The 15945-nt window shown below is 39.6% G+C and carries 11 protein-coding genes and 1 pseudogene; 7 read left to right on the top strand and 5 right to left on the bottom strand.

Going from position 1 to position 15945, the window contains the following annotated elements; all coding sequences use genetic code 11:
- Positions 1-96 precede the first annotated feature (96 nt).
- Complete coding sequence (locus tag MSVAZ_RS10250; RefSeq protein ID WP_048123889.1) at positions 97-504, top strand: 30S ribosomal protein S6e; 408 nt, start codon at positions 97-99, stop codon at positions 502-504.
- A gap of 408 nt (positions 505-912) precedes the next feature.
- On the opposite strand, the pseudogene MSVAZ_RS19525 reads toward MSVAZ_RS10250, so the two are convergent.
- Positions 913-2106, bottom strand: a pseudogene (locus tag MSVAZ_RS19525) (ISH3 family transposase).
- A 672-nt stretch (positions 2107-2778) separates the two neighbouring features.
- On the opposite strand from MSVAZ_RS19525, the gene MSVAZ_RS10240 reads away from it, so the two are divergent.
- Both MSVAZ_RS10240 and MSVAZ_RS10235 read left to right on the top strand, forming a co-directional pair.
- Complete coding sequence (locus MSVAZ_RS10240; protein ID WP_048120726.1) at positions 2779-3150, top strand: hypothetical protein; 372 nt, start codon at positions 2779-2781, stop codon at positions 3148-3150.
- 517 nt (positions 3151-3667) lie between these two features.
- The gene (locus tag MSVAZ_RS10235) at positions 3668-4471 is read left to right on the top strand and encodes a M48 family metallopeptidase (protein ID WP_052725412.1); all 804 of its coding nucleotides are present in this window, start codon (positions 3668-3670) and stop codon (positions 4469-4471) included.
- Positions 4472-5325: 854 nt separating this feature from the next.
- Here MSVAZ_RS10235 and glmU (MSVAZ_RS10230) read toward each other — a convergent pair.
- The 4 genes from glmU (MSVAZ_RS10230) to glmU (MSVAZ_RS10215) form a co-directional block, all read right to left on the bottom strand.
- Positions 5326-6519, bottom strand: a complete 1194-nt coding sequence (glmU, locus tag MSVAZ_RS10230) for a bifunctional sugar-1-phosphate nucleotidylyltransferase/acetyltransferase (RefSeq protein ID WP_048120723.1) — start codon at positions 6517-6519, stop codon at positions 5326-5328.
- Positions 6516-7820, bottom strand: a complete 1305-nt coding sequence (gene glmM, locus MSVAZ_RS10225; RefSeq protein WP_048123887.1) for a phosphoglucosamine mutase — start codon at positions 7818-7820, stop codon at positions 6516-6518. Before glmM ends, glmU (MSVAZ_RS10230) begins: the two co-directional genes overlap by 4 nt.
- 79 nt (positions 7821-7899) lie before the next feature.
- On the bottom strand, positions 7900-9753 hold the full coding sequence (glmS, locus tag MSVAZ_RS10220; protein ID WP_048120719.1) for a glutamine--fructose-6-phosphate transaminase (isomerizing): 1854 nt from the start codon (positions 9751-9753) through the stop codon (positions 7900-7902).
- Positions 9754-9771: 18 nt separating this feature from the next.
- On the bottom strand, positions 9772-10989 hold the full coding sequence (glmU, locus tag MSVAZ_RS10215; RefSeq protein ID WP_048120717.1) for a bifunctional sugar-1-phosphate nucleotidylyltransferase/acetyltransferase: 1218 nt from the start codon (positions 10987-10989) through the stop codon (positions 9772-9774).
- A 787-nt stretch (positions 10990-11776) separates the two neighbouring features.
- Here glmU (MSVAZ_RS10215) and MSVAZ_RS10210 point away from each other — a divergent pair.
- From MSVAZ_RS10210 to MSVAZ_RS21560, 4 genes are all read left to right on the top strand, one after another.
- Positions 11777-13198, top strand: a complete 1422-nt coding sequence (locus MSVAZ_RS10210) for a type IV pilin (protein ID WP_048120715.1) — start codon at positions 11777-11779, stop codon at positions 13196-13198.
- A 528-nt stretch (positions 13199-13726) separates the two neighbouring features.
- Positions 13727-14998: a replication protein A gene (locus tag MSVAZ_RS10205; RefSeq protein ID WP_048120706.1), complete on the top strand. Its 1272-nt coding sequence runs from the start codon at positions 13727-13729 to the stop codon at positions 14996-14998.
- The gene (locus MSVAZ_RS10200; RefSeq protein ID WP_048120704.1) at positions 14999-15568 is read left to right on the top strand and encodes an RPA family protein; all 570 of its coding nucleotides are present in this window, start codon (positions 14999-15001) and stop codon (positions 15566-15568) included. It abuts the gene before it with no gap.
- A 121-nt stretch (positions 15569-15689) separates the two neighbouring features.
- Positions 15690-15821, top strand: coding sequence for a hypothetical protein (locus MSVAZ_RS21560; RefSeq protein WP_269746765.1), 132 nt, complete (start codon positions 15690-15692; stop codon positions 15819-15821).
- Positions 15822-15945: the final 124 nt, after the last annotated feature.

The following is a 15945-nucleotide window of genomic DNA, read 5'->3' as shown; positions in this document are numbered from 1 at the left end:
CTCAGGTAAAAATTCAGGAAAATCCGGGTTAAGTCTCGGATGAAGAGGCAAGGCAAAGGAATTATTAAAAGTAAATTTGATATTGGAGGATTTCACATGGCTAATTTCAAAGTTGTAGTTTCTGACCCAAAGGAAGGGCGTGCTTACCAGGTCGATGTAAAAGACGCTGAAGCAAATGCATTAATCGGAAAGTCAATAGGCAACGTTGTTGATGGTTCAATTTTCGGTATGTCCGGCTACAAAGTCAAGATCACAGGCGGCTGTGATGGCAGCGGTTTTGTTATGAAACCCGACCTTCCAGGCCCCAGAAGACAGAGAATTCTGATGGCAGTAGGTGTGGGGTATACCCCTAAACATCCAGGGCAGCGCAGGCGAAAGATGGTCCGCGGCAAGGAAATTGCTCATGACATTGTCCAGATAAATGCAAAAGTCGTTGAGTACGGAAGCAAATCCATAAAAGCTCTTCTCGGTCTCGAAGCCGCAGCAGAAGCTCCGGCAGAGTAATTTCAATCAATTTCAAGTTCCCGCCTGCGGGCGGGCTTTAAATAATTATTTATTTGAGGTTCACTGTTTTTTATAAAATATCTTCGTTTTCAATAATATTAGATAATAATATATATTTTACCAAAAAATTTGTTCAAAGCAGTTTGAATTCAATTTAATGAATTTTTCTGCCAATAATTTTAATTATAGTACCTTTTAGTTCAGTAGTTCCGATCAGACTGACTTCCGAATGGTAAAAACAAATTGAACTTACATTTTATCCATTAATTTTCAAAGTAGACTATATTATTGATCAGATATTAAAATTCTTAAGCTATAACTTTCACTTACATTTTTCAAAAAATCAGATCACATTGAGTAATTTTATAGCATACGCTATTAGGTTCTTAAATTTTAATTTGAGATGAGTTATATTATAGTTAATCGAGTGCGTAGCACTCGATTTCTTTCTTCATTGACCCATCTCAAACAATCCAGTAACACACTAACAGGAATAAAATTCAGCGACCTTAGTCCATATCTTACAACTTTTTTTATGTCTTCATTTATTAATGATTTTAGCTCATAAGCTGTAATTTCTAGAACTGACTTTAGCATATTTAGCACATTGTACATGATGCATTGAATAATAAAGAACAATACTCTTGCTACTGGAGATTTTGTACATGATCGTATCTTGAACTCGTTTTTCACTCTATACCCAGTTTCTATATTCCATCGTTTTCTATATTCTTCAGGAATCATCTTTTCAAATTTCTCAATTGATTCTGCTTTTTTGTTTGTAGCAAACAGAAGATACTTTTTCTTTTTATTATTATATATTGCCACAACATTGAAAGAAGGTCCTCCTTTCTGGAATCGATATTCAAAAATAGTCGAAGTATTTCCATACTCTTTTTGATGATTTTTAAGTTCTCTATTGATAACCTGAGTCGATTTAGCTGCTATAACCAAAATTGACTTTAAGTTCATCCAACTTTGAAATTACATCTGTGTTAAAAAATTCTTTATCAAGGTATGTTGTTCCTGTTTTTAACACCTATCGTTTTTAAGTCTTTTGAATAAAGATTCGATTAAAAGAGAATAATTCTTGTTCAAACTATTGATGTCTATTACGTCAAGTGTTAAGTGAGAAGTTCCAATTATATCAAGAGTACAGAACGATTTACCCCATGAACTACCATTCTTTAGTTTTATTCCTCTAATACCAGGAGTATTTTTGTCTCCATAATACGAAATGTCATGAAAATCAATAGCTATATCATGAATATTGTTTTCAAGTTTCATCATCTTGAAAAGCTCAAGATTCATTTTTCTAAAAGAGGAAAGAATATCTTCAATTTTATTTTCTTTGATGTAATTGAAAATAGTATCTGCTGAAGGTATTCTTAAGTCAGGATTTTTTCTTTGCAAATCATTACTTGCAGATTCAAGAGAGTCTGTAGAGGATGTTGCGGCATGCAGCAATATGTTTAAAGTGTCCTGACATTCATAATTTGCAGATTCTGGCAAAGTTATTATATTATATTTGCTAATCAATTCAGATGATACAGCCAGCAAGCTGGCTGTATCTGTGGTCATGGAATCGTTTTTTGTTGGCATTAAAAATAAATTCCATGATCTAATAAAACTTTTTTTCGGCTAATTCTAATTAGTTACTAATGTTCTAAATTCAGCATTCGGAACTTGGGTTATTCGGAACTACTGTAGTTGTGTAATAAAAAAATGCCTTATTTAAATTTTCAACATGTAACTACTATTTGTGTTTTTTACTCAAGTTCTAAAAGAAACTCGCATAAAATGCTAATATTTTATCAATAGGTATCTTTAATTAGGCTTTTATCACTGACCTCTATATCCATCTACATTTTGCAATGCTATTTTACAGGCATTAGATGTAATTTTTTGATTAACTAAGTTACCTTATGCAATTTTTTGCTTTTAACGCTTTTTCGTTAATTTTGGCAAAATTTCAAAAAACCAAAATTAGGGCACCATTACTACCCAAGGTAATGACGATGCCGATAGTCAAAGAAGGGTGAGGTGAAAAGTACTTTCATTTGTTTGTGCCTGTTATTCGAGGAATCTTATGCGCTTTTGAAGAGAAAAACAAAGAGGAAAGAGGTCACTTCATTCCCTACTTGAAGGAACGGGTATTCGTGATCCTTTGCGTTCCTGATGTAAGTTCCTGATGTAATAAAGAATAACTGTGTTCTTAAGAATCTGCTTTGTTTTTAAGATAGTTTATATATATCCACTTTCTAAATTACGCATATGGAAGAAGGTAAAATGAAGAATACAATCACGAGAAGTTTTGAGCTTCAGGACTACAGGATAGAAGGAACCGAACTTTCCGGCTTCTGGGCAGACTTAACGAGCAAAGAAGAACTGATAGTTGAGGTAAATTACGTACCTATAAAGAAAAAAGTCTTCAGTACCGCAGAAATCGAAAAGCTTGTCATGGGAATCCGTAATAAATGTAGCAGCTTTGAGGCTCAACTTCCAGAAAATATAAAATGTGAAGTCACCTTTAAGAATGTTGGAGATAAGATTTACAAAACCAGCCAGTCTGATTTTGAACTGGAAACCAGGGAGCTCGAAGAAGTTCAGGTTGCTTACCGTTTCTATGTTGAGTACTACATATAATCCGTATTGCGCTTAATACGGCAGTTTAAAAGTACTCTCTTCAAATTTAATTCCAAATTTAAAGAAGGGTTAATCGATTAGCGAATAACCTTAAATTTGACAGATTCTGTTAATTAATAAGACTTTTTATTATTTTCTGGTCTTCAGATTTTCTCTCGAAATCGTGCAAAACAATAATAATTTAATCATACTGAAATAATTTTTTATTTTAAGGGAAAGGAGACATCGCAATAGATAAGTCAATGGTAAAAACGGTTGTTAACGGCAAAATAATAATTTCTTTACTTTTGCTCCTGGCTACTTTTTAAAAAAGAAAGGATTTCTCCATATCTCAATCTCCTTTTCTCTACATGGTTCTTTTGCTTGAGCTTCATGAGAATGAAAGGATTAGATATGTTTCATGAGGCCTAACGCCATCTTTGTTAATAAAATTAATATGTAATTACTATGTAATATACTCTTTACTTAACTTAATAATGTATTTTCAATCTTTAGAAAAAGTAGAGGAAAGAATAACTTGCTAGACAGCGAAGTAAGAAATCTCAGACATCCTGCCGAAATACCTCTTTTTGTTATCTGTCTGCTGATCAGTATTTTTATTTATGTCACACTAATGACAGTTCCGCTTTTATATCCTGAAGAACTGGGACCTGAATATATACTGGTAGTTCCGGCAGCGATTGCTTTTCTCTCATTTGTTTCCGGGCAGACCTACGGAGGAATGATGTCAAATGCGATCAAGCTTTCAGAAAAGCAGTTTCCTGAACTCTATGAAATCATAAAACGCCTTTCTCATGAACTGAACTTTAAAGAAGTTCCGGATGCTTTTTTAATCCAGGAAGGCGGACTGTTAAATGCGTTTGCTACCCGGCTGTACTTCCGAAAAAATTATGTGGTTTTTTACGCGGATATAGTTGAGGTCGCATATAGAGAAGGAGATTTTGATTCACTTGAGTTTATCGTTGCTCATGAGCTGGCCCACATAAAGGCAGGCCATGTGACCCTGCTCTACAATCTTTCTATCTTTCCAATTGCTTTTGTGCCTGTCCTCAAGGACTTTTTATGGACTGCCCTGAGCCGGGCAAGGGAATATACCTCGGACAGAATTGCAATTCGGCTTGTCCCTTCAGGCGAAAAAGGACTCATAGTTCTTTCAGCAGGCGAACACCTCTACAAAGTTGTTGATTATGAGGAATACCTTGAAGCCACAATAAGTCCTGAAGGTTTCTGGGTCTGGACTACCAATCTGTTTTCAACCCATCCTGTATTGCTCAGAAGGGTCAGAGCCATAAACGAAGACAGGCCGGGAAAGATTTTTTAAAGATAAATTTAAAAAATCTGTTAGAATAAAGCTGGAAAGTTTTGTCTATTCTCAGAGAGAGCGTCGTAAAATTAAATTTGGTTCTATAATTGGGATAGGACTTATGCATTTGAATTGATAAACGGAGTGTCAAACTGCTAATGTCCAAAACGAAAATTTAAACCATGATGTTTATTGTATTTGATTTTATACATCGAGTGCGTAATATGAATTTAAACGGAACGTTGCCTATCATCCAATTGTAAAATGATTTCATGCGTCTTCGGTTAAGGGATCAGTTAACCATAACATGACTACTGCATCGATTCCAAAGTATGTCAAAAATGAATTTTTTAAAAACCACTGAAAGCACGGAAGACACGCAAATCAGTAGTAAAGGCGTGTTTCTTCCGTGCTTTCCGTGCTTTCCGTAGTTGTAATATCCAGATAGAATCACTATGCGACAGGCTGCGTTTTCCGTGTTACAAAATTCCATGTGACTTTAAAATAATATTTGCGTCATAAGCTGTATTTATTTTCTTATTATGTATATATTTGAGAATCGATATACTACTACATTTATCTACGCATCTTGATTTACGTTACAGGTTTACAGAAAAACAGGATAATAGTAACACGTTTTTAACAGAGCGTATCTTAACTGATGACGAATGTAAATGATTTGAATTTTAAGACAGCCTCTATAGATCAATTCCCAAAATGAAAATTTGGCTCTTCGTTGTTTTGTGTGGCTATACTCATAATGTCTTCATAAAAACCAGTTCGGTTTCGAATTGAAAATCATCTTATCCACAGGGAATGACGAAGAGCCGAGAATTTGAAGTTATATTTTTATCATTCCTTAGTATCAAAGGTTAATGTTTGACAATCTCTCCAGGATATGTATATCTTCCTTTTTCCATTATCGTGCCGATATTTATACTTGTATTGATACCGGTATGCACGTCATCTCCCATAATCACTCCGAGTTTTCTCCTGCCCGAGTCAAGAATCCTGCTTTTTACCATTAATTTTATGTTTTTTCCATCATGGCGGAGGTTTGCAACCTTCGTACCAGCTCCAAAGTTGCAGCGGTGCCCGATAATGCTGTCTCCAACATAACTCAGGTGTCCCACATGAGTATCTTTCATGATAATCGTATTTTTTATCTCTACAGCATTTCCCACCCTGACATGGTTCCCGATTGCAGTAGAAGGACGGATAAAACAATTAGGGCCGATATCGCAGTTCTCTCCTATTATCACCGGGCCTTCGATATAAGAACCGTTCCTGATAAGAGTGCCTTTTCCGATTACAACCTCTCCCTTTATCGTAGCATTCGGTTCCACGGTACCTTCAAAGCTGCTCTTAAGGTCTTTCAGGAGGTACTCATTTGCTTTCAGGAGGTCCCAGGGATACCCTATATCTATCCATCTGTCTCCGAGAGGGCTGTAACCCACGGCTGCTCCACTATCGATCAACATCTGGATGGAGTCCGTAATCTCAAATTCATTTCTCACTGAAGCCTGGGTTCTGTCAATAAAGTCAAAAACAGATTCCCTGAAGAGATATATTCCGGCATTTGCAAGGTTAGTAGGAGGATTTTTAGGTTTTTCTATTATCCTGACAACTCTATTATTCTCAGTTTCAAGCACTCCAAAATCCGACGGGTTCTCCACTTCTTTTACGCAGATGACAGCTTCCTCTGTCCTTGAGACCAGGGCTTTTAAGTCCTCCTTTCCTATGAGCATGTCTCCGTTAAGTACAAGGAAAGCTCCATCAACATAGCCTTTTGCACAGCCTATTGCATTTGCAGTCCCTAACTGCTCCTTCTGCTGTACATACTCTATGCTTACTCCCCATTTGCTTCCGTCCCCGAAATACTCTTTGATCTGCTCTTCGAGATAACCAGTAATGAAGACAAAGCCTTCAATGCCTGCTTCTATGGCTGAATTGAGTATATGTTCGAGGATTGGCTTATTTGCAACCTGGAGCATAACTTTAGGACAGCCGGAAGTTAGAGGTTCCATCCTTGTGCCTTTGCCTGCCACAAGGACAACCGCTTTCATTTAAGTGCCTCCTTTGCTAGCTTTTCAGCCATCTCGAAAATCTCATCAACATTTTCCCGGGCTTCAGCTGTGATTCTAACTTTTGCTTCTGTTCCCGAGGGGCGGATAAGTACCCAGCCATTGTCCATTTCCACGCGAATACCGTCGATATCAAGGACTTTTCCCATGGGCTCGAGTTTAGCCTTAACTTTTTCCATAAACTCTGCTTTTTTGTCATTTGCACAGGGAAGGGCTCCTCTTTTTGTGGCGTACCTGGGAAGCTCTTCTCGAAGCTTGCTTAACTTCTTTTCCTTGACAATCTCAACAAGTTTTGCGGCTGCATAAATCCCATCCGGACAGTAGGAAATCTTCGGGAAAATCCAGCTTCCTGATGGCTCGCCTCCATAGATAGCACCACACTTTTTTATGCCCTCTGCGACGTAAACGTCCCCGACTCTTGTCCTCACAATCTCCGAACCCTTAAGAGAATCCCCAACCATCATTGATGTGTCCACAGGCACGACGACTGTTCCTTTCTTACCGCTGCACTCATACAGCCCAAAAATTGCAAGCATTTCATCTCCTGAAACAAAATTGCCTTTCTCGTCCACTGCCATCATCCTGTCCGCATCACCGTCATGTGCAATTCCAAGATCGGCTCCGAAATCCACAACGGCTTTTTTGAGCATGGAAAGGTTTTCGTCGTTTGGCTCAGGGTTTCTCGCAGGGAAGTGGCCGTCAGGCTGGGCGTTCAGGGTTATTACCCCACAACCAAGCTCCTGGAGGAGATAGGGTGTAATTGTTCCTCCCGCTCCGCATCCGCAGTCCAGTACAACTTTCAGGCTGGAACTTCCTACAAGCTTTTTGATCATATTCATATGGGCCCGGATAGCATTTCCGTCTTCTTCGAACTTGCCTATCAGGTTCCAGGGAACCAGGGAAAAGTCCGCATCTTCAATCGCTTTTTCGATCTCTTCCTGCTGCGCCGAGTCAAAGGCCATGCCATCAGGGTTCCAGAGCTTGATCCCTACATACTCTGAGGGGTTGTGGGAGGCTGTAACCATTACACCACATTCGTATTCTCTGGATGCATATGCCAGGGTTGGGGTAGATACAAGGCCTATTTCTGTGACAGCACACCCTGTTGCAGTCATTCCCGCAATCAGGGCATGCTCGATCATAGGGGCCGAAACTCTGGGGTCCCTCCCGATAACTGCAGTTTTTTTTCGGCTTCCAAGTACAAGCCCTACATTAAGTGCAAGTTCGGGCGTAATTTCTTTGTTTGCTATCCCTCTTATTCCTGAAGATCCGAAGAGTTTCATATATCCCATTCCGAAATTTTCTAAAGTTTTTTTCTCTAAATTATCTTGTTTTTTAATTTTTAAATTTTCGGGCATTTAATTATTCAACTGTGACACTTTTTGCAAGATTGCGTGGTTTGTCAATCGAGCACCCACGAGCAAGAGCAGTATAATAAGCAAGCAGCTGGAGGACTACAACGCTGAGCAACGGAGAAAGCAATTCGCTACTCGGAGGTATTGTAAGAACAACATCCGCATATTTTCCGATCTCGGTGTCTTTATTATCGGCCACTGCGATAACCGTCGCATCCCTGGCTTTTACTTCCTTTATATTGCTCAGCACCTTATCGTAAGTCTGCCCTTTTGTTGCAATAGTAACTACAGGCGTCCCTTTCTCAAGCAGCGCAATCGGTCCATGTTTAAGTTCGCCTGCGGCAAAACCCTCAGCATGCAGATATGAAATTTCTTTTAATTTGAGAGCTCCTTCTAGGGCAATCGGATAGTTAAGGTTCCTGCCGAGGAAGAAGTAGTTATCTGAATGAGCAAAATTCTCTGCACATTCCTTTACTGCTTCTTTCTGGTTGAGAATCTGCTGAATCTGACCTGGTATTTTTCTTAGACCCGTAATGAATCCTTTAACATAATCAGGACTTAGCTTACCTCTTGAGAGGGCGAACTTGACAGCAAGCAGATAAAGAAGTGTAAGCTGGGTACTGAAGGTTTTGGTCGCGGCAACTCCAATCTCAGGTCCTGCTCTGGTATAGAGCACACTGTTAGCTTCTCTTGTAATAGTGCTTCCTACAACGTTTGTAATAGCAAGTGTAGGGCAGTTGTAAGACATTATTTCCCTAACAGCTGCGAGGGTATCTGCAGTCTCCCCGGATTGGGTGATTGCAATGGCAAGGGTTCCATCACTTATAACCGGGCTTCTGTACCTGTACTCCGAGCAGATGTCTATATCGCAATGAATTCCTGCAAGCTGCTCAAAAAGGTATTTCCCAAGCAGCCCTGCGTGCCAGGAAGTCCCACATGCCAGAATCTGGACCCTTGAAAGTTTCCTTATCTCTTCATCGGTCATATTAAGTTCTTTGAGATCTATCTTTCCTTCAAGTTCCGAGACCTTGCCTGCAAGTGTATTGTGAATCGCACTCACCTGCTCGTGAATTTCCTTGAGCATAAAGTGTTCGTAACCGGCTTTTTCGGCAGCTTCAAAGTCCCACTCGATCTTTTCTATCTTCTTTTCGCGGACTTTTCCGTCTCTGTCAAAGATCTCTACGCTGTTAGGAGTTAGAACTGCGGTTTCAAAGTCATTTACAAAAATTACATCCCTTGTATAATTCAAAAAAGCAGTTACGTCCGATGCGGCAAAGTTCTCTCCCTTGCCGAGTCCTATAACAAGTGGGCTGTCTTTCCGGGCAAGCACAAGTTTTCCCTGTTCGTCAGCACAGAGAACTGCAAGAGCATAAGAACCTTCGATCTCTTTTAGCGCTTCCCGCAGTCCTGTAAGAAGTTCGCATTTTGCTTCTCTTCCATCTGGCTTACCGTATATGTGCTTATGCAGGAGGTGTGCGATCACTTCGGTATCAGTTTCCGATTTGAATTCATATCCTTCTGCAGTAAGCTGTTCTTTCAATGCCATGTAGTTCTCTATTATTCCGTTATGCACAACTGAGATCTTACATGGGTTTCCAGAGGTATGCGGATGAGCGTTTATTGTGCTGGGTCTTCCGTGGGTTGCCCAGCGGGTGTGCCCTATTCCGATGTTGCCACTTATTCCTTCTGGGATTGTGGCTTCAAGGTTTACGATTTTGCCCACTGACTTGTAAGTATCGATTCCGCTGCCCAGAATTGAAATCCCAGCAGAATCATATCCACGATACTCAAGTTTTTTGAGAGATTCTATGATGACAGATGCAGCAGAGTTTTCCCCTGCATATCCTACAATTCCACACATTTTTCCACCTTTATAGGGTTAAAGAACAACCGAATGACGGGACAGATCCCTGTATATGGTGTTTCCAGATTCCACCTGGCAGTCAACAGCTATTGTTACTCCGGCCTTTACAAGTACGCTATTCCCAATCCGGTTGTCGTCTCCGAAGATGGTGCCGAGTTTGGGAGCTCGATGAATATTTCCGTTCATAATGATCGATAGACCTTCTTTTTCTTCAACAAAGAAACCTGAGCCAATTGTATTGTTGCTTCCTATTATGGAATTAGAGATCTGCCCATGAGAGTATATCCTGCAGTCATTCATTATTATGCTGTTCTGTATTTCGGTAAATGACCTGATCGATACATTGTCTCCTATTGTTGTGGAGGGAAGAATAACTACATTGGGACCTATATCACAATTTTCCCCTATGACTGCAGGGCCTACAATGTAAGTTCCTGAGCGAATCCTGGTATTCTTTCCTACTGCCACCTTTCCACTGAGGAAAACTCCCTCTTCAATTTCCCCTTCAAGCTTCGGTTCCCTGGCTGAATTTAAGACGATGGCATTAGCTTTTAATAAGTCCCAAGCATGGACAGCATCAAGCCATTTTGATTCGGTAGGGACGGAAGTAATGATTTTTCCTTCGTCAATCATAAGCTGAAGGGTATCGGTTATTGCATACTCCCCGTTTTCGGATATCGGGGTTTTTTCGATGGTTTCAAAGACCTTCGGCGTAAAAATATAAATTCCTGTATTTACAATACGGCTCAGGTCTCCAGGCCTTTTTTCCAGAATTCTTGTGACTCTCTTTTTTTCTTTCAGAACCACACCATAGCCTGCAGTCTCTTCCATCTGAACAGTTAGAAGGCTTGCATCCCCTTCATAATTATTTAGAAGATCCGCTATAGTTTTCGGTTCCACCAGGTTGTCTCCATTGAGCACGAGAAATACAGAGTCCTCGGGGTCAATCCATTTTTTTGCCTGCTCAATTGCATGTGCAGTCCCAAGCTGAGCTTTCTGTTCAACGTACTTTATTTTCACTCCGAAGTTTAGCCCGTCTTCGAAATAGTCCATTATGCGTTCTTTTTTATATCCAACAATCAATATAATGTCAGTTATTCCATTTTTTTCAAGCGAACCTATTACATGCTCTAAAATAGGTCTGTTGGCTATAGGAAGCATTACTTTTGAACGAGTTAGAGTAAGAGGCCTGCAGCGCAGCCCTTCTCCTGCTGCAAGGATAATAGCTTTCATAATTTTAAGAACCTTTTTTAGAATTTATACGTTACCTTCAAAAGTTTTATACGAATAAACTATCTGTAAATATATTTAGAGTTTTATATCTGAATAAGGTACAGCTAACAATAAAAAAGTAATCCTACGTAATTGAGAAATAAGTTCTTCCTACAAGATAAACAACTCCATAACATGAATCCAGTAATTCTAATAAGAATTCCATCCCATTTTCTAGCTTTTACAGGCAATTTTATCTTTTTAACAGTCTCGAAACTTATTTATTTCATAAAATCCTGTATGTCTTTCCTACTTTTTATGTTTTATGCTTCCTAACCTTTGAAAACCCGGACAATTCTTAAGGAACTTTTTCTATTGAACGTTTCATTAACTGCCACACATTTGATATATAGTTGTGACAACATGCTGAAAATATTACTCCAATCCTTAAATTCCTTCGGAATACTTTAGAATTTATATAAAGTCAGAAAGTAAAAAATATTAACTAGTTATTCAGTTTCTGGAAAATCAGTTTTGAGGGTCACTTTTTCGATTAACCCTGAAAACCTGCGTTCATACTCTTTCTCTAAAGCGTGATCGGTCATAAGTCCCATGTTCCTGAATGTTAACATACCGGCTGACTAAAAAGACTTCTATAACCCAAAATAAATAAAATTTCTCTTTTTAGCCTTGAGTAATCGATCATTATAACACCTAAAATTAATAGTTTTCTCAAACAGTTAAATTAATATCAAAGAGTGGCAGTCTAAATAGTCAGGAAATAAATCTTTTTAAGGTGATTTTTATCGTGGAGGGTAAAAAGTCAAGGACTCCTGGCGAGAAATGCCAGGCAGTCTCAGAAGTATACGGGCAAATATTAATGGTTGTGGTGACCATCCTACTTGCTGCATTACTGGTGTATCCCAATATCCCGGAAAGTGCACCCAGGGCAAATCTCTTGATCGAAGCTCATAATTTTACGCAAAATGAGACGACGTCAACGCAGAACGCAGAGACACCAACGCAGGATGAAACGACTCCAGCCGGCTATTTAATTGAGGCTTCTTCGGGGTCTGGAGGTAATATTTCTCCTGAGGGAAGTATCTCTGTGACTGCTGGCGGCAATAAGATCTTCAGTATGATACATGACGAAAACCATAAAGTTCTTGATGTGCTGGTGGACGGAAATTCCGCTGGACCGGTTTCCACCTATACCTTCAATAATGTATCTTCAAGTCACAGTATTCAAGCGAGTTTTACCGTGAATTTCAGTGTGATAAACAACAATACGGTAGTACCGAAGGAAAACTTCACAGTCAATGCAACTGTGCTTGGTTGTGCTTTTAGCAGGAACTGGGGCCAGTCTCCGGTTACTTGCCGCCTTAAGTTAGGGAACTATACTTATGATCCCTGGGGAGATTACACGAATGTATCGGAAGGGAATATCAACGATGGAAAAAATCCTCGCTTCTGGGAGTCTCCAATTTCCTATAATGCGGATACGCCTGTAATGGTCGAAGCTTGCTCCTGGGAATATTTCTGGGAATATTTCTGGGAATATAAACCAAAACAAATCCTTACAGTTAATACTTCGACTCTGCCATTAAATGTGAAGGTCCTTAAGAACGGAGACCCTGTTCCTGATATCCCCGGATTTCAAGGTCAGGACTCGATTGAAGATTTTGTAAAAGGGTACATTGAAAACGGTAGTATCAAGCTCAAGGAAAATGAGGCTATATATATTTTTGAGCTGGGCAATACAGACTTGGACAGCTCCGGTGCTGATTTTCAGGATCTTGTCATTTTGGTTTCAGTAAACGGAGAAGATGCCTCAAAGTCTGCAATTGAATCCCATAAAGCGGACTTTAGTGAACCCCCGGATGAAGGCCAAAATGAAGGCCAAAATGAAAGCCAAGATGAAAACTCAAACGAAACCCAAGGTGGAACTGCCCTCAAGTTCGTAATCGAGCACCTTGGGGGAGATACAATTAATTTTAAATTTAATAATGAGACAAAAGTTATTATTCAGAAAGGAGACGAACAACGCAACCTCAATTTCACGGAGATTGGGGCCTTCAAAGTAGGGGATTCAGTCACTTTTGATCTTAAATATGATGATGAAGAGACTCGCAACAAGTTTACCTTTAGTCAGGGGGACCGCATATTTATAAAAATAGTGGATGTCCGAAGCAAATCCTTAATCTACTCTGGAAGCATTATGATTAAATGAAATATATTAACGGGGATTATATTAATGGAGCTGACCTTTACGGGACTCAGCTCCAAAAACAGAAAATAACTTGTAAAAGCTTATAAGCGTCCGAAGAGGGCCTACTGAAATAGAAATTTACAAAAATTGGCATGTTTTTAATTCTTAATAAAAGACTAGTAGGCTCTTTGTAATAATGCTGCAAAATCTCTGGGTAAATAAGTTTAAGTATAGTACACACATAATCTCTTAAAAAAATTTGAATGAATCATTGAAGTAATTTCAAAATTGAACTCAAGCAGGAAGCAGGTATTATGCATAGGGAATTTAAAAACAGTTTCAAAATAATAGTATTTCCACTGCATGGAATTGAGTTGCAGGGGTTAATTTCATGGTTTATCAGTCTTTAAGAAGAATTTCACCAGATACCAATTATGACCTTGATGCAAATACTTTCACTCCGCTTTCCTTAACTTTATATGCTGTGGCGTTGTAGATTAAAACGCCTCTCTATAAATAAAGATAAACAAGAGGCTTGAGGTAGGAAGAATGAAACAGATAGCTGAATCTATTCGAGATCGATTTTTAAAGCTTGGCATCGACGTACCTGTAGAGGATATCGAAAGCAGACTTGATGAACTGATTACTAAATTTAAAGTTCCTTCAAACGAAGCCCAGCGTAGTGTGACCAATTACTTTTTGAAGAAATACTCTATTCCTAAAAATGAATTTTATACCAGGCAGGCTGAGCCGCAGCTTACCAAGATAATAGATATTTCTGAAAATGGGCAATGGGCAAATATTAAGGCAAGAGTTGTCCAGCTCTGGGAAAACACTCACGACTCAATCTCTCAGGTAGGGCTCCTGGGAGATGAAACAGGAATTATAAAGTTTACCGAATGGAAAAATGCCGAACTGCCTGGGCTTGAACAGGGTGAGAGTTATTTATTCAGGAGCGTTGTCGTAGGAGAGTACAATGGCAGGTTCCAGGTACAGCTTAATAGGAATACTTCTATCGAAAAACTGGATGAGGCTATTGGAGTTGGAGGCGGGGACTTCATCCCGGCTGCAAGGGAGTCTGAACTCAGGAACATCTCTGACCTTGCCGGAGGCCAGTGGGCTACAGTTAAAGGAAAAGTGGTTCAACTTTGGGAAAACTCTCATGAATCGATTGAACAGGCAGGGCTTATAGGAGACCCCACAGGGGTTATCAAATTTACTAATTGGGCCAGTTCCGAGCTTCCTGACATGGAAGAGGGCAAAAGCTACATATTGAAAAATGTAGTTGTCAACGAATGGGGAGGTAAGATCCAGATTCAGCTTAACCGGTCAAGTTCCATAGAAGAACTTGATGAAGATATCAAAGTCGGGTCCTTAACTTCCACATACTTCGGAGCAATGGTGGACATCCAGACCGGTTCAGGCCTCATAAAACGTTGTCCCGAATGTAAAAGGGCTCTGGTTAAGGGTGCCTGTCCCGAGCACGGAAAAGTAAAAGGTGAATACGACCTGAGGATAAAAGCGGTTCTGGATTCCGGAACTTCCACTCAGGACATCCTGATTAACAGAGAACTTACCGAGGAGCTTGCAGGGCTTTCTCTTAATACTGCAATTGCAATGGCCGCTGACGCTCTCGACCCCGGAGTAGTGCTGGATAATCTAAAACATGAGCTGGTAGGCAGGTACTATACTGTAACCGGACACAAGCTTGATCGTTATATCCTTGTGGATTCCATTACACCAAAAACTTCTCTGGATAGAGAGATGCTTGATGAAATGCTGTCGCTTAATGAAACACTTGCCAGGATGGAGGTGCAGTAAATGCCAGGTTTTTTCAGAGAAGCTGCCCGCAGGGTTTTTGCCCAGGAACTGAAGGATTCGAATCTGACTTCAAGGGATGAAACTGATCAGTATGCTCCACAGTATGTCCTGACGCCCACGGGAGCTAAAGTAAACCGTATCTTCCTTGTTGGCACACTTATCGAAAAAGAAGATATCGGCACTGATTCTGAGTACTGGAGGGGAAGAGTTTCGGACCCGACAGGTTCTTTCCTGGTCTATGCCGGACAGTATCAGCCCGAAGCAGCTCAATTTCTTGCCGAGTGTGAACTGCCAGCTTTTGTAGCAGTTGTGGGCAAAACCAGTACCTATACTACAGATGATGGGAATGTCCTTACTTCTATCCGTCCAGAATCTATCCAGCAGGTAGATGAACTTACCCGGGATCTCTGGGTGCTTGATACTGCAAAACAGACTCTTGAAAGGATAAGGGCAATTGAGGTAGAGGAGGATCAAAACTCAAAACTTGCAAAAGAACACTATTCGACTGATACCGGTTACTACCGCACTATAGTCAAAAAAGCTCTTGAGTCCCTCAAAGAAAGGAAATGAAGCCAAAAATAGTAGAAACCATACTATCAAATCAGGCATTCTCTTCAAATTTAATGGATTTTCAACCACTGAAAAATATAATAATTGTTCCATTTTCTCTCATCATATTTTGGGGTAGAAAATGGAACTTGAAGCTTTAAAACAATCGCTGTTTTCACTGGCCATCAATCCTTATAAAATTGATTACTATTCAGCCTTCCGGAATTTATTGATCGATATTGATTTTGATGAAATCGGTATGTCTGAATTCTAACTCTTGAGGATTGAAAAAACGCAATCAATAGCCAATAATCAAATAAAATATATTTTCTGAAATTTACCCCTTGAATTCTGTTAAATCAGGTTAATGATGTTGTTTTTCCTGGGCTGAATAGTTA

This window comes from Methanosarcina vacuolata Z-761 (genome assembly GCF_000969905.1).
Classification (GTDB): Archaea; Halobacteriota; Methanosarcinia; order Methanosarcinales; family Methanosarcinaceae; genus Methanosarcina; species Methanosarcina vacuolata.
Note: the sequence above shows the minus strand (reverse complement) of the source record. Positions and strands in the feature narration are given on the sequence as shown.

Bases quoted from the DNA above. Each gene is read 5' to 3' on its own strand.
- MSVAZ_RS10250 (WP_048123889.1), top strand. From the start codon at position 97: ATGGCTAATTTCAAAGTTGTAGTTTCTGACCCAAAGGAAGGGCGTGCT.
- MSVAZ_RS10205 (WP_048120706.1), top strand. From the start codon at position 13,727: ATGAAACAGATAGCTGAATCTATTCGAGATCGATTTTTAAAGCTTGGC.
- glmU (WP_048120723.1), bottom strand. From the start codon at position 6,519: ATGAAAGCGGTTGTCCTTGTGGCAGGCAAAGGCACAAGGATGGAACCT.
- MSVAZ_RS10240 (WP_048120726.1), top strand. From the start codon at position 2,779: ATGGAAGAAGGTAAAATGAAGAATACAATCACGAGAAGTTTTGAGCTT.
- glmS (WP_048120719.1), bottom strand. From the start codon at position 9,753: ATGTGTGGAATTGTAGGATATGCAGGGGAAAACTCTGCTGCATCTGTC.
- MSVAZ_RS10200 (WP_048120704.1), top strand. From the start codon at position 14,999: ATGCCAGGTTTTTTCAGAGAAGCTGCCCGCAGGGTTTTTGCCCAGGAA.
- glmM (WP_048123887.1), bottom strand. From the start codon at position 7,820: ATGAAACTCTTCGGATCTTCAGGAATAAGAGGGATAGCAAACAAAGAA.
- glmU (WP_048120717.1), bottom strand. From the start codon at position 10,989: ATGAAAGCTATTATCCTTGCAGCAGGAGAAGGGCTGCGCTGCAGGCCT.
- MSVAZ_RS21560 (WP_269746765.1), top strand. From the start codon at position 15,690: ATGGAACTTGAAGCTTTAAAACAATCGCTGTTTTCACTGGCCATCAAT.